The sequence below is a fragment of the Enterococcus sp. AAFC-DPL-5182 genome (genome assembly GCF_058216605.1).
Genome location: NZ_CM177101.1, coordinates 2,166,432 through 2,185,576, shown reverse-complemented (window position 1 = coordinate 2,185,576; position 19,145 = coordinate 2,166,432). Strand labels below are relative to the sequence as shown.

20 protein-coding genes and 1 other annotated feature are annotated in these 19,145 nt (G+C 34.0%); of the genes, 15 read left to right on the top strand and 5 right to left on the bottom strand.

The window, feature by feature from the left end:
• The first annotated feature begins 18 nt into the window (after nucleotides 1-18).
• The 5 genes from AC4BB7_RS10130 (at nucleotide 19) to AC4BB7_RS10110 (ending at nucleotide 2,909) form a co-directional block, all read left to right on the top strand.
• Complete coding sequence (locus AC4BB7_RS10130) at nucleotides 19-309, top strand: TIGR04197 family type VII secretion effector (RefSeq protein ID WP_490482941.1); 291 nt, start codon at nucleotides 19-21, stop codon at nucleotides 307-309.
• Nucleotides 306-692 (top strand): hypothetical protein, encoded by a 387-nt coding sequence (locus tag AC4BB7_RS10125; protein ID WP_490482940.1) that lies wholly within the window; start codon nucleotides 306-308, stop codon nucleotides 690-692. Before AC4BB7_RS10130 ends, AC4BB7_RS10125 begins: the two co-directional genes overlap by 4 nt.
• Complete coding sequence (locus AC4BB7_RS10120) at nucleotides 682-1,971, top strand: T7SS effector LXG polymorphic toxin (protein WP_490482939.1); 1,290 nt, start codon at nucleotides 682-684, stop codon at nucleotides 1,969-1,971. Before AC4BB7_RS10125 ends, AC4BB7_RS10120 begins: the two co-directional genes overlap by 11 nt.
• Nucleotides 1,972-1,973: 2 nt before the next feature.
• Entirely contained in the window at nucleotides 1,974-2,351 is a 378-nt protein-coding gene (locus tag AC4BB7_RS10115; RefSeq protein WP_086313402.1) for a hypothetical protein, read from the top strand.
• Nucleotides 2,352-2,516: 165 nt separating this feature from the next.
• Complete coding sequence (locus AC4BB7_RS10110; RefSeq protein WP_490482938.1) at nucleotides 2,517-2,909, top strand: hypothetical protein; 393 nt, start codon at nucleotides 2,517-2,519, stop codon at nucleotides 2,907-2,909.
• 384 nt (nucleotides 2,910-3,293) lie between these two features.
• Here the strand turns inward: AC4BB7_RS10110 and AC4BB7_RS10105 are convergent, their stop codons facing one another.
• Entirely contained in the window at nucleotides 3,294-4,160 is an 867-nt protein-coding gene (locus tag AC4BB7_RS10105; RefSeq protein ID WP_490482937.1) for a LysR family transcriptional regulator, read from the bottom strand.
• A gap of 123 nt (nucleotides 4,161-4,283) precedes the next feature.
• Between AC4BB7_RS10105 and AC4BB7_RS10100 the strand changes: the two genes are divergently transcribed.
• A complete protein-coding gene (locus AC4BB7_RS10100) occupies nucleotides 4,284-4,862 on the top strand; it encodes a DapH/DapD/GlmU-related protein (RefSeq protein WP_490482936.1) in 579 nt (192 codons plus the stop codon).
• A gap of 181 nt (nucleotides 4,863-5,043) precedes the next feature.
• On the opposite strand, the gene AC4BB7_RS10095 is transcribed toward AC4BB7_RS10100, so the two are convergent.
• From AC4BB7_RS10095 to AC4BB7_RS10080, 4 genes are all read right to left on the bottom strand, one after another.
• A complete protein-coding gene (locus AC4BB7_RS10095) occupies nucleotides 5,044-5,868 on the bottom strand; it encodes a DUF4393 domain-containing protein (RefSeq protein ID WP_490482935.1) in 825 nt (274 codons plus the stop codon).
• Nucleotides 5,869-6,354: 486 nt separating this feature from the next.
• Nucleotides 6,355-7,998 carry a YfhO family protein gene (locus AC4BB7_RS10090; RefSeq protein WP_490482934.1) on the bottom strand — a complete coding sequence of 548 codons (1,644 nt, stop codon included), beginning with the start codon at nucleotides 7,996-7,998 and terminating at the stop codon, nucleotides 6,355-6,357.
• A 355-nt stretch (nucleotides 7,999-8,353) separates the two neighbouring features.
• Entirely contained in the window at nucleotides 8,354-9,268 is a 915-nt protein-coding gene (locus AC4BB7_RS10085) for a helix-turn-helix domain-containing protein (RefSeq protein WP_490482933.1), read from the bottom strand.
• Between the two features lie 458 nt (nucleotides 9,269-9,726).
• Complete coding sequence (locus AC4BB7_RS10080) at nucleotides 9,727-10,068, bottom strand: hypothetical protein (protein ID WP_086313395.1); 342 nt, start codon at nucleotides 10,066-10,068, stop codon at nucleotides 9,727-9,729.
• A 251-nt stretch (nucleotides 10,069-10,319) separates the two neighbouring features.
• Here AC4BB7_RS10080 and AC4BB7_RS10075 point away from each other — a divergent pair, with 251 nt between their 5' ends.
• The 9 genes from AC4BB7_RS10075 (at nucleotide 10,320) to AC4BB7_RS10035 (ending at nucleotide 19,144) form a co-directional block, all read left to right on the top strand.
• Nucleotides 10,320-10,637, top strand: a complete 318-nt coding sequence (locus tag AC4BB7_RS10075) for a hypothetical protein (protein WP_490482932.1) — start codon at nucleotides 10,320-10,322, stop codon at nucleotides 10,635-10,637.
• A 229-nt stretch (nucleotides 10,638-10,866) separates the two neighbouring features.
• Nucleotides 10,867-10,914, top strand: a sequence feature (sodium ion sensor (DUF1646 type); this cis-regulatory element may regulate processes involved in with the transportation of sodium ions).
• Nucleotides 10,915-11,081: 167 nt separating this feature from the next.
• Nucleotides 11,082-11,408: a hypothetical protein gene (locus AC4BB7_RS10070; protein ID WP_086313393.1), complete on the top strand. Its 327-nt coding sequence runs from the start codon at nucleotides 11,082-11,084 to the stop codon at nucleotides 11,406-11,408.
• Nucleotides 11,395-13,398 carry a V-type ATP synthase subunit I gene (locus AC4BB7_RS10065; protein WP_490482931.1) on the top strand — a complete coding sequence of 668 codons (2,004 nt, stop codon included), beginning with the start codon at nucleotides 11,395-11,397 and terminating at the stop codon, nucleotides 13,396-13,398. Before AC4BB7_RS10070 ends, AC4BB7_RS10065 begins: the two co-directional genes overlap by 14 nt.
• 15 nt (nucleotides 13,399-13,413) lie before the next feature.
• The gene (locus AC4BB7_RS10060) at nucleotides 13,414-13,887 is read left to right on the top strand and encodes a V-type ATP synthase subunit K (protein ID WP_010760283.1); all 474 of its coding nucleotides are present in this window, start codon (nucleotides 13,414-13,416) and stop codon (nucleotides 13,885-13,887) included.
• 13 nt (nucleotides 13,888-13,900) lie between these two features.
• Nucleotides 13,901-14,482: a hypothetical protein gene (locus tag AC4BB7_RS10055; protein ID WP_490482930.1), complete on the top strand. Its 582-nt coding sequence runs from the start codon at nucleotides 13,901-13,903 to the stop codon at nucleotides 14,480-14,482.
• A 41-nt stretch (nucleotides 14,483-14,523) separates the two neighbouring features.
• Nucleotides 14,524-15,525, top strand: a complete 1,002-nt coding sequence (locus tag AC4BB7_RS10050) for a V-type ATPase subunit (protein WP_490482929.1) — start codon at nucleotides 14,524-14,526, stop codon at nucleotides 15,523-15,525.
• Nucleotides 15,515-15,826, top strand: coding sequence for a V-type ATP synthase subunit F (locus tag AC4BB7_RS10045; RefSeq protein WP_086313389.1), 312 nt, complete (start codon nucleotides 15,515-15,517; stop codon nucleotides 15,824-15,826). Before AC4BB7_RS10050 ends, AC4BB7_RS10045 begins: the two co-directional genes overlap by 11 nt.
• Before the next feature lie 167 nt (nucleotides 15,827-15,993).
• Nucleotides 15,994-17,775, top strand: a complete 1,782-nt coding sequence (locus AC4BB7_RS10040) for a V-type ATP synthase subunit A (RefSeq protein ID WP_490482928.1) — start codon at nucleotides 15,994-15,996, stop codon at nucleotides 17,773-17,775.
• Nucleotides 17,768-19,144, top strand: a complete 1,377-nt coding sequence (locus tag AC4BB7_RS10035; RefSeq protein WP_490482927.1) for a V-type ATP synthase subunit B — start codon at nucleotides 17,768-17,770, stop codon at nucleotides 19,142-19,144. Before AC4BB7_RS10040 ends, AC4BB7_RS10035 begins: the two co-directional genes overlap by 8 nt.
• The last annotated feature ends 1 nt before the right edge of the window (nucleotide 19,145 follow it).

Here is a 19,145-nt window from a genome sequence, read left to right as displayed (position 1 = left end):
GTGAAAACAAATAACTAAATGGCTATTAATAGTAATTCAAGTATTGCCGGTGGTATTTCGGCTTCTTTTAGTCAGTCTGCTAGCGCATTAAATAGTATAAGTGTTTCTGTATCGGCTTCTAGCACCAATGTTTCAGGAAATGCTCCAGCTGTACAATCGCTCAATAACTATCAACAGGGATTAGCAGCATTATCTACCAGTGTTGTTTCAGCTGGTGATAACATTCATTCCGTTGCGAAAGAGTTTGAACGAATCGATCAGAATATTGCGCAATTAACAAAATTTAACCTTCCAGGAGGTTTTTCATGAGTGAAATCCAGAAACAACAAGAAATTGAACAAAAAAATTATCAGTTTAGGATTCGCTTGGAACAACTTCAAGAGGATCAATTAGCGATTAGAAAAGAGCAACACTACATAGAAGAGCAACAAGAAGAATTTTTCCAGTTACAGCAACAAGAACAGGCCGCGTATGATTTTGTCTTAGGAAACTGCGAAGCAGAAGAACGAGCCTTTTTTGAAGAAAGAGGAGATGAGAGCCTTCATCTTGCTAAAAAAGCCCAACGAGAATTTGATGAACAACTCCTTCAGCTAAAAAAAGATGAACGGATGTTGTTTGATCAAGAAGAAAATCTAAAGGCCGAGCAACAAGCTTTTTGGAAGAAACCAGAGGAAAAAGAAAATGGGGCTTAAATTTTATGTGAGTGAAGCACAGGCACGATCATCGCAAGCTTCTCAATTGACCAATCAAGCAAATCAGGCAATCACATCGTTACAAGCAAGTATTCGACTGTTCTTATCCGCACCACTTTCTAGTAAAGCCTATGATTCAGCGAAAAATTATTTTATGGTCGCTTATACACCTTTATGTCAATCTGCTATAATGACAGGTGAAGCGCTGGAAAGTGCGCATAAAAAATTTCTTAGTGAATATCAAGGAACTGTTAGTGGAATTGATACGGATGAAGATCTGATTTTAGAAGAGATTAACCAGTTTGAGCAGTTGAAGCAGCGTTTAGATCAGCAAATGAGTACGGCTAAAACACCACGACCAGACTTAGAACGGAGATATATCAATGCCTGTGAAAGTATTGATAAACGTCGAGAAAAATTAGAAAAGTTTCATGCCTACGATGGTCAATCAGCAAGTTTCTTTTCAGAATATGAAGCAAGTCAACAAGAGTTTAATACAGGATTGGCACAAGTTGCTAATTCTAAAGCATGGAATCCAGCAACAGGGACTTTTGATTTGAAACGTTTAGACATGACGTGGGCAAAACCTATCCAAACACGTTGGAAGCAGCGTGAGAAAATGAAGCAACAAGTGAAAGATGCACAAGTAAAACAAGCAATTGGTAAGTTGGATGGGTATGAAATAATCAAAACTGAATTAGGTCATTGGTATCTAATGAAAGATGGCAAAATTGTTTCTCCGGATAAATACCCAGAACTATATGAACAATTAGAAACGTGTAAAGATTATTTAAATAAAGATCAGTACAAAGTTGAAGAATTAAAAGTGATGAAAAATGAAATGCCGCTTGCTCCTGGATTTGGCGGTATATTAGGAAATCTAGGAAATGCTGGAAAAATAGCGGATGCTATTAAAAAAGGGACTGGAGTAGTAAAAGTAGGACAATCTATTATGGATCAAATAAATAATGCACCTACTATCAATGCAGTAGATGAGACTTTGGAATTAGATAAGAGTCGTGAAGAAGGTAAACCTGCTAAGAAACATAAAGTCTTTGATTCAGAGAAAAGGAATCTGGATAAAGAAGGTGAGCCAAACTCATCTGCTGACTTATTAAATGATGATGGTTCAGTTAAACAAAGGAGATACTATGGACCAGATGGTCTGCCAATTGAAGATATAGACTACAATCACCCTGATGACGGAACACATGAATTTCCCCATAGGCATCAGTGGGATTGGAATAAAAGACCACCTAGACAAAAAGGAGAATGGTAAAAATGAATATGGTACATGACTATGAAATAAAAAGCTATTTTGTAAATTTTGAAAATAAGGATATAGCTATTAATATTTCTGATGATGAGAAAGAAAAACAAATTATATTCCATAACTTTTTATGTTACAAATTTTATGATGAAATGCCTTACAGTATTATTTTAGATCTGGAAGAAAGAGCTTTAGATAAATTTTTTATTGAAAATAAAGAATTATTGATTCAAGGGAAAAAAAATGTATGGCCAATGCGGTATGATTCATTGGAAGAACTAGAAGAAGAAATAAGAAAAGATCATTTGACCTATCAGGTTTTATATTCTTCGTATGGAATGAATGGATGGGTTTTGGCTGAGCGAGTAGAAATTATTGATCTTAATTAACCTTTATCAACAGTTTTGCCAATAAAAATAGTACAGAATTTAAATAGTAAAAACCAGAAATCTTAAATTAACAAGATTTCTGGTTTTTACATATATGATGTTAAGTATTCATATTTTGTGTAATGTTAGTATACTTAATGAAAATGGGAATGAAGGTGTATGAATATGTTAGAAAAGTGGCGTGAATATAATCAAACTGATGTACCAAAAGATACTTATGAAGTTTCTGAAGTAGTACAAAATTCTGAAGGAACGGTTATAAAGCTAATGGGAGAAAAAAATAATATGAACATCACTTTCGGTTTTGTTGATTCTTTACGAATTACTGATGAAGGAAGACGGATACAAACATATAATGAAATTGAAAGCATTCAAAAGTATAGGGAAAATTTCATTGGCAATCCTTTATATAAAGTAGAACAATCAGAATATGTTGAGTGGATAAAAAAAGAGAGTGCTGGTTTTTGTGCTGATGTAGATCATTATGTAATTATCACGGAAAATGATCTTATTGATATATTGTCTACTTTTCCCCCAACAATCACAAATTATGTATAGCGCCCCACGCTAATGAGAATTAGTGAATACGAGTTTGAATACGATTCACATTCAATTGTTTGAAATGCTATGGAGGCTGTTTCAATTAATAGTATCAAAAGTGTACTGATTTATAGTGGATGAACCTCGTACCTTTAAATCCCATCGTATCCATACGAACGAACATCCATACATACTGATTTAACAGTATTTATAGATGTTCTTTTTTATTATCAAAAATCAAGCGTAATCATTCTATATCTAAAAATATGAAAATATAGATTTTACACATTTAATTTGTATTCTAAGTAATTTTACAAAATCATGATTATACATTTTGAAATCCAGTCTTTTTAATTCAAAAATTAAAAAGACTGGATTTGGAAATAGAACAAATAAAGTGAACTATACCGACTTCAGTAGACGTAAAAATTCTTTTGCTACACTTGAAAGGGTTAGATTTTTTTTCCAAACAATGTTGATGTTTGCAGTTAATGGTGGTGAAAAGGGAATAAAAATTAGATTTGTATTTGCAGTATTTACAATATTATCAATACAAAGGACACTTGCAACACCTTCTTTTACCAATAATGAGGCATTATAGAGTAGGTTATACGTACCGATAACGTTAAAATGTTCGAGGTTTCCTCCAAGCCATTCAGAAAGTTGATTATCAACCAATGATTGATTTGAAATAAGTAATGGTGTTTGTTGAAGGTCTTTTGGTTGAATTGTTTTTTTATTGGCAAGACGATGTGATGTATTGACTAAAATTCCCCAATGATCAACTAAAGGTAGGCGGATATATTCGTATTTTTGTTTTTCAACAGGGTCAATCACTAGCCCGAAATCTATAAGTCCTTTATCAATTTTTTCCAATACATCATCGGCATTCCCACTATAAAGGTGTATATTGATCTCTGGATAGTTATCTCTTAGCTCATGTAAAATACTTCCAAGAAATTCAAAAGCCTGCGTTTCTCCACCGCCAATTGTTAGTTGGCCACTAATTATTTCACTTTTGCTGAGGTTTGTTGTTGTTGACTCAACTAAAGAAAGAATTTCTTGACCTCTTTTCATCAAATAAATGCCATCTTCTGTTAATGTGATAAATCGATTTCCGCGAATAAATAGTGTAACGCCTAGCTCTTCTTCTAACTCTTTTAATTGTTTTGAAAGGGTTGGTTGAGAGAGATTTAAGGACTCAGCAGCTTTGCTAATTGTTTTTTCTCTTGCAACCGTGAGAAAGTAAGTTAATACACGAAGTTCCATTTTATTCTTCCTCCTATAGTTAAAAAGAATAGTTGCGTATTCTTTATTGGTATTAGTTAAGTATAACGGATTCAGGTATACTTTGGATAGTCGAAAATGAAAAATTCGTAGGAGGTAAAAGGAATGGTAACTAGTGATTTGCTGAAAAAAATTAGTAGGAAAGAGATTTTAAAAGATTCGTCTTTATTTAAAGAAATCCATTTGATAAAAAAGGATAATGAACGATTGATCATGATGTTGAATGCACAATATTGTCCTAATGAAGAAGTTATACGGTATCTAGAGAAAATTACTGGACAAACAATTGATTCGTCAGTAACGGTTTCCCAGCCTTTTTACAGTGATTTTGGTAAACATATCACGTTTGGAAAAAATATTTTTATTAATCAAAATGTGACATTTGTAGATTTAGGAGGAATTACAATTGAAGATCAAGTATTGATTGGTCCAGGGACTAGATTAGTCACAGTAAATCATTTAATTTCTCCCAAAAACAGGCGAGGAATCAAAGTAGAACCGATTTGTATTAAGAAGAATGCATGGCTTGGGGCAAATGTAACAGTCTTACCTGGAATTACAATTGGGGAAAATTCTATTGTTGCTGCTGATTCAACCGTAACAAAGGATGTTCCTGATAATGTAATTGTAGTAGGAAGTCCAGCTAAAGTGGTCCGGAAGATTGAGGAGGATGTTAACGTATAAGAAGATTTAGTTTGAAGGAACTTCTATGAACATAACATCGAATCAATTCAACGTTATGTTCAACTCCTGCCCCACTCAACCCTAATGGGTGGCAGGAGTTAATTTTTTTTATCGATATTATTTGTGGTATTAACAAGTTAAGCAATTAAATCTGTTATTACATTTCAAAATAGAGAAAGAACTAAGCTGTTTTTTTAAGCTCACTAGGAAAAATTAGGGAGCAAAAATCCTTGCCGCTTTGTGTTAATATTACACTACCTTTAGCATATTGAATAGAGGTTTTAGAGGGAGGATATGCCGTTGACTTCTTCGTGATCTCAACGGCTCTTTCTTTTAGATTATTATAATATTCAGATTCTTTAAAGGAGTCATAGACATCATGGAATGTTTTGCTAGATGCAGCTTCGGTTTCATTATAATTGATTAAGCCAAACGAAACTAATGTCTCAAAGGAAGTAGGTTGATAAGTAATTTTGTCAGGAGTTAAGATTATCTTGCTTTCGATATCTCGCCATATTTTTGTTTCGTTATTGAAGATCCTAACTCTCGCTAAAGCAGCTCGTCTTACTGAGTTATTGTTATGAATTAGTTTTAGTAAATTTGCATCTATTGTCGTAAGTTCAGACAAAATACTTGAAAAGCGAGGTGATATTTTTGAATTTTTACGGTTATCGATCGTACCAGCAACTAATCTTGAAAAATACTCTCTCATATCCTCTTCATCCAATTGATACCGAGCATCTTCCATTATTTTTAATGCAATACCTAGTTTTGAAGAATCTCTGTTATTCTCGGGGATTTTGTTAGTTTCAACATTAATTTTCTCAACAAAATCTTTATAATTTTTTTCTGTAATTACATTTAATTTTCTTAAGGGATTCATGATAAAATTTACAACACCACCTAGACCTTGTCCAATTCCAACAGTAGCAGGTCCTAAAAGATTGGTAAGCAGTTCTTTCGGAATCGCCTCAATATTTACAAATGATTTTTTATCTTTAGTCATAATTACATCTCCTTTTGCGTTTATTATAACAAATAGGGGATGATTTATCTATGAAACTTAGACCGCTTAAAAAACAAATTTGAATTTAAAACATTGGCTCGGACTTAATGGAAAATGATGGAAAAGATCCAATAAAAATAAATAGATAGAATCACAGCACCTATAAAAAAACTTATACTAATATATTTATAGAGTTGTTCTCCCTTCTTTTTGTAAATAAATAGAAAAATGATGCCAATCAAAATAGAAATTAATGGATAAAGCATTAACATTTCCTCCTTTTTAATGACTATATACATAAGTCAAGGATTTCATTACTGAAATCAAATTTTTTATGAATAAATCAATTGTATCACAGAGAGAGGCAGACATCAGAGGAATTTTAAAAGAATGGAAGTTGTTCGATCTGAGTAAAAAATAGGCATAGCGTGGAATCTGGATAAACGCTCCAGCCCCATTCTCTACCTATTTTTAGAAAAGTGATTATTATTTACTTACTTTCTTTTTTAGAAAGTTGTAGAAGATTAATAGCCCAACCACTAAAACTGAAAAAATAACCGAAATTTTTTGAATAGTCGTTTTTCTATAAGAAATGCGAATATTGTGAACACCTTGTTCAAGTTTAACTGTGACTAATCCCTCTTTATTATAATTAGGAATTACTTTTTGATTTACTTGAACCTCGTAGCCTTTGTAATAAAATTTAGGCAGCTGAACTTCCTGAGCACCGTTGATTTGCGCAGAATAATAATCAACATTGTATTGATTTCTTTCGTGGTGAGATGAATCAAGAGAGGGAACACCATCAATAATTAATCCGGGAGAAGCAAAATACTTTTTGAAATCGGTATCTTTTACTAAATATTCCTTACCGTGGCCGATTTCTGATTCGTAAAAATCAGTAAAATTTTCATCTGTTACAGTTATGTTGTTTTGAATATTGCTTTGCGTCAAATTATTGATATTAAAACCCAGGGTTAAAAAACTAGCTAACGCCATTAATATAAGCACATCTTTTCTTGATAAGATAAGAAATTGTTCAATCAAACAAACCGCAAGCAAACTAGCAAAAAAAGAAGTAAATAACAATAATCTCCAAGGAAATTGAATGGTCGCTAAAATTGAAACTTTAAAAAATCCCCATGGAAAAATAGTTGTAGACACTAAACTAAAAAAAATAGTGGCAAGTGTAAGACGTTTATTGACAAGCGTCAATTTTCGATAACTAAAAATGGCGGTTACGATAGCAACTAAAAGTAAAAGACCAATATTAGGAGCTAGTTCAGTGAATGGTGCGCTCATATTTGCAAGGCTATTCATAAATAAATTGCTTAAGTTAAAATTTAATCCACTAGCCCATAATGTTGTATTGGCAAAATTAAATTTCAAATATCTTATTTGTTCCAGATAAGGAAATAGGAACCAAGCAGATAATCCAAGGGATAATAGCCCGGCTTGAACCAAACTTTTTATCTGAGCTTGTTTACATTTTTTCCAGTTGATCACTATGAAGAGAAGAAGAAAAATAAACGAGTAGAAGGCCGTAATCAAGTGACTAGCAATCAATAAACTCATTCCGATTCCTAACAGCTGCCAGCGGTGCCTGTTGCTATAAAAAATGGAATAAATACCAAGTATAAATAAAGGTAAGAAAATAAAGGCTAATGTTTCGCCAAGTGCAGCGCGAACAGACTGATCTATCAAGCGATAGGTGGAAAGAGTATAAAAACAAGAAAATAATAATGCCAATTTCTGTGATTTTTTTACAGAATATAGAAAATAATAGGACGTAGAAGCAGTTAAAAAGCTAAGTAGTAACTGATACAAATAATAGGAGGGGACAAAAGAAATCCCTATAATCCTAAAAATAGCGAAAGGCAACAATAGAATGGAGGGATAAAATAGATCTGCTCCATAACCAAAGTTTAATCCCATCGTAGGAAAAACTCGTGGGAAAAAATCTAAGTGTTTCACTGCTTGATAATAGTTTTCCAATCTTGTTCGATGAAATAAAAGATCATCTTGACTAAAAATAAAGTTATTAAAAAAATAAGGAAAAATAGAGATAATGCTAATCCATAATAATGCGATTAAAAGAGTAATTTTTGTTTTTCTATATTGTATATTCAAGTAAATTCGCCTACTTTATATTTTTTCTTTATTTTAACAGAATTGATAGAGAGATATGGCATATTTGTCTAAAGATAAGATGTTCATTGAAAAATTATTTTTGATCAAAGGGGACTTTAGAATAGATAAAAAGCTCACTTAATCAATAGATTAGTGAACTTATCAGACAATAAGTCTGGTTTGTTTTAATAAAATCTTCAAGAAATAGTCAAATAAAAGATTTTTAAGTACTTTAGGGTTGAAATTCATAACATGATGTAGTATTATAAATGTACCCTAACAGTATTTTCATTTTACTCAATCCGAGTAATACTCCTTATCCCACCTTGAAAGAGGTGGGATATTCTGGTTTAACTCAAGACTCTTTTATTAATCCAACAGCGTAGCTATTTATCACTTTTTCACTATCTCTTTCGTGTATTAACAACTTTACTTCTTTTTTTACTTGCTCTGCTTGTAAAGTATCGCCAGCATTTTCTAGTAAATGTATAAAGTCGTAGACACGCTCCATGTAAACGGGTTCGCCTTCAATAATATAGTTTAAAAGGTTGGTTAGATATTGTAGGTTCAATTTAAAGCTATAGTTTTCATTTTGTTTGTCTTGTTTTTTTGCGAGCTTTATATATTTTTCTGCACTTTCATAGTCCTTCTCATATAATCGTTTTGAAATTAAATTGATAAGAATATTATAGGCAAATTTTTTAGTCGTAAAATCACGTTGGAGTTCATATTTTATTGGGAACATTCTTGCAAGTAACAAATCAGCTTGTTTTGTATTAAAAAAACGAGTCAAATTTGCAGTAATAATATAGTCATATTGAAGATAGAAGGACTTATTCATTAAATCATTAAAAATATCAGTTATTTCTTCATAAGTTACGGGATCAACTTCTTCCCAGTGTGCATTGAAAAAATTTTTGATACCAATATAATTTGATAATTCTCGTAATGTCTTCTGGTCTTTATCTTTTAAAGAAAAATAATAGGTAAGTAATTTTTGCTTTGTACTCTTATTTTCCAAGTGCGCACCGCAGTAATAAAAGGTTTCTCTGAAATCCTGTTGTTTCTTATCGAATGTTGTGAAACTAAAAAATTCATCAACACTAATAGATGTTTGATTTAAAATTTCTTCCAATTCATTTACCTTAAGAGAACGTTTACCACTTTCAATTTTTGAATAGGTGGAGGGATCAGTATATTCAGACATCATTTCTCTTTGGGGTAACTTCAATTTAAGTCTGAAAAAACGTAAAGTTTCTATGATATTCAAGCATTTCTCTCCCTTCTTATGCGATTATAGCATGGAATGAACAAAATATTCCGATTTTTAATAAAAAATTTTATATTTTATTGGAATTTTATGCCAATTTCGCACTTTTGAATTTTCCTGCTTTATTTTCTAGGTCTTGTTTGTTATTCTTTACCTAAGGAGAATTATTTGTTTGCAGACGTTGATTTCTAAAAAAATGAGTGGAGGTGTATGGATGATTTCATTAGTAGCTGTTGTAGCAAGCGTTATTTCTGTATATGTAATTACAGGAGGCGTCTAAAACGTATGTAACTATCTCATGTTTAAGTTATCAAGAAAACCAATTTTGCAAACAAGCAATTTAACTAAAAAAAACTAAAAATGTATAAGTAAAAAGTGCGTACCAAAAAAAGTGCAAATAATAGCTTCTGATTTACTTTTCCTGTTGAATGAAGTAAATCAGAGGCTGTTATTTATTTTTAACTGTCTTTTTCTAAATCATCGATGGGCGCTGTTGGAATGATATAGTGTTCTATACCATATTTAGTTGCAAGAGCTTTTGAAAACATTCTTTCTTGAACTACTTTCATATAATTAAAAAAGTCTATTTCAGTTGTAGTTGGCTGTTCTCTTGATAAAATTTCTTTGTCGTATGTCAATGCGATAGCTTCTGAAAAATAATAAGAGTCGTTTTTAGAGATAGAAAGTCTCACTGTATCTCCAAATAGGATATTGTTTTCTTCAGAAAATGAATCTTTTTTCAAGTTGATCAACCATGTATTGTGAAAAGTTGTCCTTATTTTAATTAAATGTTGTTCCATTATTTTTCTCCTCCAGTTAAGTCATTAATTAGTGTACTGTTCTATTATATCAAATGGTAGAAAATTTCAAACATTAAGTTCGAAAGTAGTCTGTTAAGATTGATTATAGTTGGAAAGAACAGTCTATATCAAAATTTTGTCTAGAAACGTTATAATCGAATTTTTGACGATAGGGATTTCACGGCTGATTTGTCTCACTAACAATCTTTTGGTATGATGAAAAGATTGAATAAAGCAAAGGAGTTAAGGACATGAAAAAAATTACAACTAACCTGTTTATCACACTACTAGAAAATAAAGAAGACCGATTTGCAGTTATTATCAATCACTGGTTTTATTACATAGAAAAAGGACGTATCTATCGATTCCAACAACATAATAATACAAAAATGCTAGCCATGTTAGGTTCGTTCTATGAATACGAAATCGATAGTGAGACGATGATCATGGAGTTAAAAAAAAGTATTATCAACCAAATTCAATATGATTGGTTTACAGATGTTTGGAAAGAAACAATCGTTGAACGAATTAGCCGTTCTTCTTATGATTTAGAAGCTTTCTTTTTTTAAAGAGTGGAAAAGAAAAATCATAGTGCATATCATTTGTAAAAGTAAAAATAGGATAGTAATATAAATCTATCCTAACATTAAACTTTTTTTCATTTACTCTCATGAGTAAAACTCCTTCTCCCATCTTCCATTGAAGATGGGATTCTTTTTTTCGTCAGAAAAAGTTCACTCTAAAATCAGTTGTAATTTTCGTTTTTTTTTGCTAAGATTAGTGCATATGAATAAAAATGGTTGGGCGCAAGCTTCAAGGATCAGGTTCTTCAAGGGGTGAGAAGAATGGTTTTTTGAACTTACGCCCTTTTTTTCATTTTCCGATTAAATGAGGGAATAAGTTGTGTTTTTAGTAAATAGAAGCACAAATTATGCCCTTTTTGATTGTAATAAAAAGGGATACGTTCAATAATAAGGTTGAAGAATAAGTAGTCAAATGATAGGGGTGAAAAAATGGTTTTAGAAGCATTAGATAAAATTCGTGACGCAGAAGATAACGTTGAAAAAATGAGACAAAATGCAAAAGATGAACTTAATGTTTATGAGCAAAAAAAAGCCGATGACTTCAAGAAAAAACAAGAAGAAAGCCAAGAAAAAGTCAAGATGTTACTTCGCGAGTTAGAAACACAAAAAAATGAACAACTACAAAAAGAAAAGGACATTTTGCTAAGTGAAGCAAAAATCCAAAATCAAGATTTTAGAGAAAAATATGAAAAGAACAAAGAATCTATCATTGATCACGTAATAGAAAGGGTGAAAAAAATCTATGGCAGTCAATAAAATGGAAAAAATGACGATTATAGCTGCAGCCGAAAAAGAAGAAGCGATTCTTCAGGCCATTCAAGGGATGCAGGCAATCGAAATCAAAGATTTTTTTCATTCAAGTGTAGATAGCTCTTATATAGAAAAACATTTTTCGGCAACATTGGTAGAAGGAGACGAAACTCAAAAGAAACAGTTCCAGACAATGTTGACTGAGATCCAGGATTCACTAACGTTTATTGAGCGATTCTCCGAAAATACTTCAAAGAAGAAATCCTTTAAAAGACAAATTCGTACATTAAGTTCTTTAGAAAAAGACTTTGATGTGTTTAAAATCAACAGATATTTAAAAGAAATAACCTCATTCAAAAATAGGCTGACAAAGATCGAGACGATCAGAAAGGATTTACTATCAAAAGAAAACTGGTTAGCCCGTTGGCAGTATTTAGACATTATTCCGAAAAATAGTGTTCTAGAAAGTAGTAATATCTTGCTAGGATCAATCAATTCTGCCAATCGGATGGACTTTCTGTCAGATTTAAAAAAAGTTTCTTCGATTTATGTAGAAGAAATCTATCATAGCCAAAATCATGTCTACTATAGCTTGATTTATCTCAAGGATCAGTCTTCTGACGTTGATGAAATCACAGCTCGATATAGTTTTAATCAATTTGATTATCCATACGATATTTTACCAAAAGAGGCATATCAACAGAATAAAGAAGCAATGGCTGCACTTGTTAAGGAGGAGAAGCAATTAAAAAATGATTTAACTTCTTATCGAGACCACTTAGAAGAATTATATTTAGCAGAAGAAATGACCTATGCGTATATCCATCGTGAAGACGCAAAAAAACATTTATTGAATACTTCTTACTTTTTTATTATGCAAGGCTGGATTCCTATTGAGGAGAAACGAGAGTTAGCTACTGTATTAGAGGATGCATTACCGAAAGATGAAGTGTATATTTCTTTTGATGCGCCATCAGCTGATGAGATTCGAGAAGATATTCCAGTGAAACTAAAGAATAATTCTATAGTAGCACCATTTGAGATGCTTACTGAAATGTATAGCTTACCCAAATATGACGAAATAGATCCAACGCCGATCATGACGCCGTTTTATATGGTATTTTTTGGCATGATGGTGGCAGATATTGGCTACGGATTACTGATGCTTGTAGGTGCATTCCTTGCGTTGAAGTTAATGGTCTTACCTCGAGGAATGAAGCGCTTTGCAGACTTTTTCCTGATTTTATCGTTTCCAACGATTATTTGGGGTTTTATTTACGGCTCTTTTTTTGGCGCTGCTTTACCCAAAATACTATTTGGCGTTCAGTTGCCGTTTCCAATTTTATCAACGACTGAAGATGTGAATACGATTTTGATCTTATCTGTTATTTTTGGATTTATTCAATTGTTGACAGGTCTGATGGTTAATGGCATCGAACTAACGAAGCGAAAACGTTACTTGGACAGTATTGGTGAAAGTTTTGCTTGGCAAGGTTTATTGATAGGAATTTTGATTGTAGTCTTAGGTATGTTGCTATTTCAAAATGATGGTTTGGTTACGGCTGGAATAATTGTGGCGGTCATTTCTGCTTTGTCAATCGTGATCGTACCAATTATTCAAACGAAGTCAAAGGTCAAAGGACTAGCTAAAGGTCTCTATGGATTATATGGTTTGACCGGTTATATTGGGGATTTAGTCAGTTATACTCGACTGATGGCTTTGGGAATCTCGGGAGGAAGCATTGCCGCTGCCTTTAATATGTTAGTAGCCTTTATGCCGCCAGCTGCACGATTTACGGTGGGAATTTTATTGATCATCGCATTACACGCGTTGAATCTATTTTTAAGCTTGTTAAGTGCTTATGTTCATGGTGCACGTCTACAATATGTAGAGTTTTTCGGAAAATTTTATACAGGCGGCGGTCGAGCCTTTAAACCGCTAAAGACAGAAGAGAAATATATGAATATTGAAAAAAAATCAAAAGTAAAAGAATAGTGGAGGAATAAAAACATGATAGATTACTTAATTAATAATAATGGTGGAATTCTTTTTGCAGTATTAGGAATGGCGATGGCAACGATTTTAGCAGGGATTGGTTCAGCGAAAGGTGTTGGTTTTACAGGAGAGGCGGCCGCAGCCTTAACAACTGAGCAGCCTGAAAAATTTGGACAAGCATTAATTTTACAATTATTACCTGGTACACAAGGATTATATGGTTTCGTTATCGCATTTTTGATTTTTATCAATTTAAACAATGATATGACGATGGTTCAAGGTCTGGATTATTTTGTAGCATCCTTACCAATCGCCTTTGCAGGTTTATTTTCTGGAATCGCCCAAGGTCGAGTAGCAGCAGCTGGGATACAAATTTTAGCGAAAAAACCTGAACATGCAACAAAAGGGATCATATATGCTGCTATGGTTGAAACATATGCCATTCTTGGGTTTGTTATCTCATTCTTACTTGTCCTAAATGTGAAGTAGTAGGAGGAAAAAAATGGATGCAATCGAAAAAATTGTCGAACAAATTCTAGAAAAAGGTCAAAAAGAAGTTTCAGAACGAAAGAAAATTGAACTAGATCGTATCAATCAAGAGTATCAGGAACAGGAAGAAGCGTTATTTTTACAAGAAAGTAAACTGATTGAAAAAAATCAAGAACAAACGAATAAAGCTTTTAAACAAAAAGAAAATCGTCAGCAACTGGAAATCAAGCAATCGATCTTGAATCAAAAGCAAGGATATCTGGAGCAGCTTTTTACAGAAGCCGTTGAACGAATGAATCATTGGACAGAAAGTGAATTTCAAACATTTGCAGAGCAAATCATTAATCAGCTACCAATAGAGGGCAAGGCTTACTTAAAATTAGGTTCGTTTTCAAAAGGAAAGTTGTCTGAGCAGTGGATAGTTGAACATTCTAATGAAATTTTGACGTTGATACTGGAAAAAGAAGAAGTTCCAAATGATGGCGGGTTTATTGTAGCAAAAGATGGTATCGAATATAATTTTTTATTTTCCAGTCTAATTCAAGAAATTAAAAAAATGGAAAGTTTTAAAATAGCAGAAATGCTGTTTCAATAAAACAAGTTGCTCCACCTTATATGATGGGAGGATCATAACGAATGAAAGAAACTGCATATAATCAAATCAACCCTTTGATTCGTCTTAAAGAAACAGAACTTTTGAGTAGTGCTCAATATGAACAACTATTAAATGCAAAAAACACTGATGAACTAAAAGAGTTATTAAAAAATACTGTTTATGGAACATATATGACGGAAGATTTTTCTGAGCGTTTTGAATATATTTATTCAAAAGAAAAAGGCAAACTTTATGAATGGTTATATGAAATGGCTCCAGAGCCAGAAGTGATCACAATATATACTTCCAGAGCAACATTTCATAACTTGAAAGTTTTGACAAAAGCTGAGCTGACAGGTCAAGATTTAGACTATCTATTTATTGACGATGGACGATATTCGATAGAAACGCTGAAAAGTGCGATTCGTACCCGTGTTTCAAATGAATTGCCGCAAGCGTTGATGAACGCAATTCTTGAAGTGCTAGATTATTTTCAAGAATCGAACACTCTTCAGGCAATCGATATCATTTATGACCGAAATTTTTTAACATTTCAACGACAATTAGCTGAAAAATTAGGAGATAAAGATATACTAGCTGAAGTTAGCGCTTTTATTGACTTGACGAATATTTCTACCATGGCCAGAGGAATCATACAAGGTCAGCATGAAAATTTTTTATCAACAGTTCTATCTAGTTCAGGAAGTATTCCTAAAGCGGTATTTTTAAACTATACAGAGCAATCATTAATTTCCTTTACTGATTTTGTTTTGAGCACGACCTATGGTGGGATGTTAGCGCCAATCGTCTCTGGGGAAACGAAGGAAATAGATTTAGTTGCTTTTGAAAAGGTAAAAGATGATTATTTGACTAGTCTTTATGACAAAGCGAAGATCATGGCTTTTGGTCCATTACCGCTGCTTGCTTTTTTAAATGCTAAGGAAGTGGAATGGAAGAATCTGCGTTTGATTCTAGTTAGCAAACGAAGTAACTTTCCTATAGAAGTTGTGAGAGAAAGGATGCGGATAACAGATGACGTATAGTATAGGCGTAATCGGCGACAGAGATTCTGTTATGCCATTTAAACTTTTTGGCTTTGAGGTAGTTTATGCCGTTTCATCCAAACAAGTTAGAGAGACGATTGAATCAATGGCGAAAAATAATTTCGGTGTTATTTTTATCACAGAAGATGCTTCTGAATTAGCAATTGAAACGATTGAACGATATAAAAGTGAAGTTACACCAGCAATAATTTTGATTCCAAGTCATAACGGAACAAAAGGTATTGGACTGAAAGAAATTCAGGATAATGTGGAAAGAGCGGTTGGACAGAATATTTTGTAGGACGTTAGACTGTTGTTCAGCTTTATAGTTGGTCTAGCTTCACGAGCCAGTTTTTTTCGGCAAATAGATAAAATTAGGTAGTGATAAAGAACATCATTGAATGATTTTCATGATTTGTTCAATAAATATACGGGCACGTTCAGCTTTTCTGAATAGGAGGAATGAGTTTGCAAACTGGTAAAATTATTAAAGTATCTGGTCCTTTAGTTATGGCGGAAAATATGTCTGATGCAAGTATTCAGGATATTTGTCATGTCGGGGAACTAGGTGTAATAGGAGAAATCATTGAGATGCGCGGAGATGTTGCATCGATTCAAGTATATGAAGAAACAACAGGGATTGGACCTGGTGAACCAGTTGTTACAACTGGTGAAGCACTGTCAGTTGAACTAGCACCTGGATTGATTTCCGAAATGTTTGATGGAATTCAGCGTCCTTTAGATACATTCGCTGAAATAACAGAAAGTAATTTCTTAAGCAGAGGTGTTCAAATTCCAGCTTTGGATAGAACCAAAAAATGGCTATTTGAACCGACCGTTTTCATAGGAGATGAAGTATCAGCAGGGGATATTATTGGATTTGTTCAAGAGACAAAAGTAATTCCTCACAAAATTATGGTGCCCTTTGGCATCAGCGGAACAGTGGTAGATGTTAAACAAGGTGAGTTCACGATCGAAGAAGTCGTTTATGTAATTAAAACAGAGCTGGGTGAAAAAGAATTCACAATGATGCAGAAATGGCCTGTCCGCCGTAGTCGTCCGATTTTAGAAAAATTAAATCCAGATGTGCCGTTACTTACAGGACAGCGTGTGATCGATACTTTCTTCCCTGTGACTAAAGGTGGAGCGGCTGCAGTTCCGGGTCCTTTCGGGGCTGGTAAAACAGTAGTACAACATCAAATTGCTAAATGGGCAGATGTTGATTTAGTGGTCTATGTAGGCTGTGGTGAGCGCGGTAATGAAATGACAGATGTATTGAATGAATTTCCTGAGCTGATTGATCCAAGTACAGGAGAATCTGTGATGGAACGAACTGTATTGATCGCAAATACCTCTAATATGCCTGTAGCAGCTCGTGAAGCATCAATCTATACAGGAATCACAATTGCGGAATACTTCCGTGATATGGGCTATTCTGTAGCGATTATGGCTGACTCGACTTCTCGTTGGGCGGAGGCTTTACGCGAAATGAGTGGACGTTTAGAAGAAATGCCGGGGGATGAAGGATATCCTGCCTATTTAGGGAGTCGTCTAGCAGAATACTATGAACGGGCGGGTCAAGTTGTAGCATTAGGAAAAGATCATCGCGAAGGTAGTATTACAGCGATTAGCGCGGTATCTCCATCTGGTGGGGACATTTCTGAACCTGTTACGCAAAATACATTACGTGTTGTAAAAGTGTTCTGGGGTTTAGACGCAACATTGGCACAAAAACGTCACTTCCCGTCAATCAACTGGCTGCAAAGTTATTCATTGTATGATTCTGAGGTTGGCAAATATCTAGATCAACAATTACAAGTTGAGTGGTCTGAGATGGTTACAGAAGGAATGCGCATTTTACAAGAAGAGTCGCAATTAGAAGAAATCGTTCGTTTAGTTGGTATTGATTCATTGTCTGATAAAGACCGTTTAACTTTGGAAGTTGCTAAATCGATTCGTGAAGATTATCTGCAGCAAAATGCCTTTGATGATGTGGATACGTTTACTTCGAGGGAAAAACAATATAAGATGCTACATTTGATTTTAACTTTTTATAAAGAAGGACAAGCGGCATTAAGTTTAGGGGCTTATTTATCAGAAATTATGGCAGGAACAATTGGTCTAAGAGATCAAATTGCTAGAAGTAAATATGTACCAGAAGAAGATATTGATCAATTAGATGGCTTAGCTGATGAAATAAAACAAACGTTAAAACAAATTATCGCAGACGGAGGGATGGCAAATGATTAAAGAGTACCGTACGATCAATGAAGTTGTCGGTCCCTTGATGATCGTTGAAAAAGTTGAAGGAGTTAAATACGAAGAATTGATTGAAGTTCGCATGCAAAATGGTGAAATTCGGCGTGGACAAGTTCTCGAAATCAATGGGGATAAAGCAATGGTTCAGATTTTTGAAGGAACCAGTGGAATCAATCTGCGTGATTCAAAAGTTCGCTTTTTAGGTCATCCTTTAGAATTAGGTGTATCAGAAGATATGGTAGGGCGAATTTTTGATGGTTTAGGTCGACCAAAGGACAATGGTCCTGAAATTTTACCTGAAAAAATGGTAGACATCAATGGAGAAGTAATCAATCCAGTTGCCAGAGATTATCCAGATGAATTCATTCAAACAGGAATTTCTGCGATCGATCACTTGAATACATTAGTTCGTGGACAAAAATTACCAGTATTTTCTGGATCAGGATTGCCACATAAAGAATTAGCAGCACAAATTGCACGTCAAGCAAATGTTCTAAATAGCGATGAAGAGTTTGCCGTTGTTTTTGCAGCAATCGGAATTACATTTGAAGAAGCTGAATTTTTCATGGAAGATTTCCGCCAAACAGGAGCGATCGATCGCTCTGTAATGTTCATGAATCTAGCGAATGATCCTGCGATCGAACGAATCGCTACGCCGAGAATGGCGCTGACTGCCGCTGAATATCTAGCCTACGAAAAAGGCATGCATGTGCTAGTGATCATGACAGATATGACGAACTATTGTGAAGCGTTACGTGAAATTTCAGCAGCGCGTCGGGAAGTACCAGGGCGTCGCGGCTATCCAGGTTATCTGTATACCAATTTAGCTACTCTTTATGAACGGGCCGGTCGTATTCGTGGGTTAAAAGGCTCAGTAACTCAAATTCCAATTTTAACGATGCCGGAAGATGACAAAACACATCCAATTCCCGATTTAACTGGCTATATTACAGAAGGCCAAATCATTTTATCCAGAGAGTTGTATAAGAGCGGAATTCAGCCGCCAATCGACGTTTTGCCGTCATTATCCCGCTTGAAAGATAAAGGGACAGGTGAAGGTAAGACACGCATCGACCATGCGCCTACAATGAATCAGTTGTTTGCAGCCTATGCTCAAGGAAAACAAGCAAAAGAATTAGCAGTTGTCCTTGGCGAGTCGGCTTTATCTGATGTCGATAAAATCTATGCGAAATTTGCTGATCGATTTGAAAAAGAATATGTCAATCAAGGATTTTATACAAATCGCTCAATCAATGAAACCTTGGATCTAGGATGGGAATTGCTATCGATGTTACCAAGAACTGAATTGAAACGTATCAAAGACGATATGCTAGACGAATACTTGACCGAAGGAGAGTGAT

What these genes read in the sequence shown, in the direction of transcription:
- AC4BB7_RS10130 (WP_490482941.1), top strand. Translation starts at nt 19, where the DNA reads ATGGCTATTAATAGTAATTCAAGTATTGCCGGTGGTATTTCGGCTTCT.
- AC4BB7_RS10125 (WP_490482940.1), top strand. Translation starts at nt 306, where the DNA reads ATGAGTGAAATCCAGAAACAACAAGAAATTGAACAAAAAAATTATCAG.
- AC4BB7_RS10120 (WP_490482939.1), top strand. Translation starts at nt 682, where the DNA reads ATGGGGCTTAAATTTTATGTGAGTGAAGCACAGGCACGATCATCGCAA.
- AC4BB7_RS10115 (WP_086313402.1), top strand. Translation starts at nt 1,974, where the DNA reads ATGAATATGGTACATGACTATGAAATAAAAAGCTATTTTGTAAATTTT.
- AC4BB7_RS10110 (WP_490482938.1), top strand. Translation starts at nt 2,517, where the DNA reads ATGTTAGAAAAGTGGCGTGAATATAATCAAACTGATGTACCAAAAGAT.
- AC4BB7_RS10105 (WP_490482937.1), bottom strand. Translation starts at nt 4,160, where the DNA reads ATGGAACTTCGTGTATTAACTTACTTTCTCACGGTTGCAAGAGAAAAA.
- AC4BB7_RS10100 (WP_490482936.1), top strand. Translation starts at nt 4,284, where the DNA reads ATGGTAACTAGTGATTTGCTGAAAAAAATTAGTAGGAAAGAGATTTTA.
- AC4BB7_RS10095 (WP_490482935.1), bottom strand. Translation starts at nt 5,868, where the DNA reads ATGACTAAAGATAAAAAATCATTTGTAAATATTGAGGCGATTCCGAAA.
- AC4BB7_RS10080 (WP_086313395.1), bottom strand. Translation starts at nt 10,068, where the DNA reads ATGGAACAACATTTAATTAAAATAAGGACAACTTTTCACAATACATGG.
- AC4BB7_RS10075 (WP_490482932.1), top strand. Translation starts at nt 10,320, where the DNA reads ATGAAAAAAATTACAACTAACCTGTTTATCACACTACTAGAAAATAAA.
- AC4BB7_RS10070 (WP_086313393.1), top strand. Translation starts at nt 11,082, where the DNA reads ATGGTTTTAGAAGCATTAGATAAAATTCGTGACGCAGAAGATAACGTT.
- AC4BB7_RS10065 (WP_490482931.1), top strand. Translation starts at nt 11,395, where the DNA reads ATGGCAGTCAATAAAATGGAAAAAATGACGATTATAGCTGCAGCCGAA.
- AC4BB7_RS10060 (WP_010760283.1), top strand. Translation starts at nt 13,414, where the DNA reads ATGATAGATTACTTAATTAATAATAATGGTGGAATTCTTTTTGCAGTA.
- AC4BB7_RS10055 (WP_490482930.1), top strand. Translation starts at nt 13,901, where the DNA reads ATGGATGCAATCGAAAAAATTGTCGAACAAATTCTAGAAAAAGGTCAA.
- AC4BB7_RS10050 (WP_490482929.1), top strand. Translation starts at nt 14,524, where the DNA reads ATGAAAGAAACTGCATATAATCAAATCAACCCTTTGATTCGTCTTAAA.
- AC4BB7_RS10045 (WP_086313389.1), top strand. Translation starts at nt 15,515, where the DNA reads ATGACGTATAGTATAGGCGTAATCGGCGACAGAGATTCTGTTATGCCA.
- AC4BB7_RS10035 (WP_490482927.1), top strand. Translation starts at nt 17,768, where the DNA reads ATGATTAAAGAGTACCGTACGATCAATGAAGTTGTCGGTCCCTTGATG.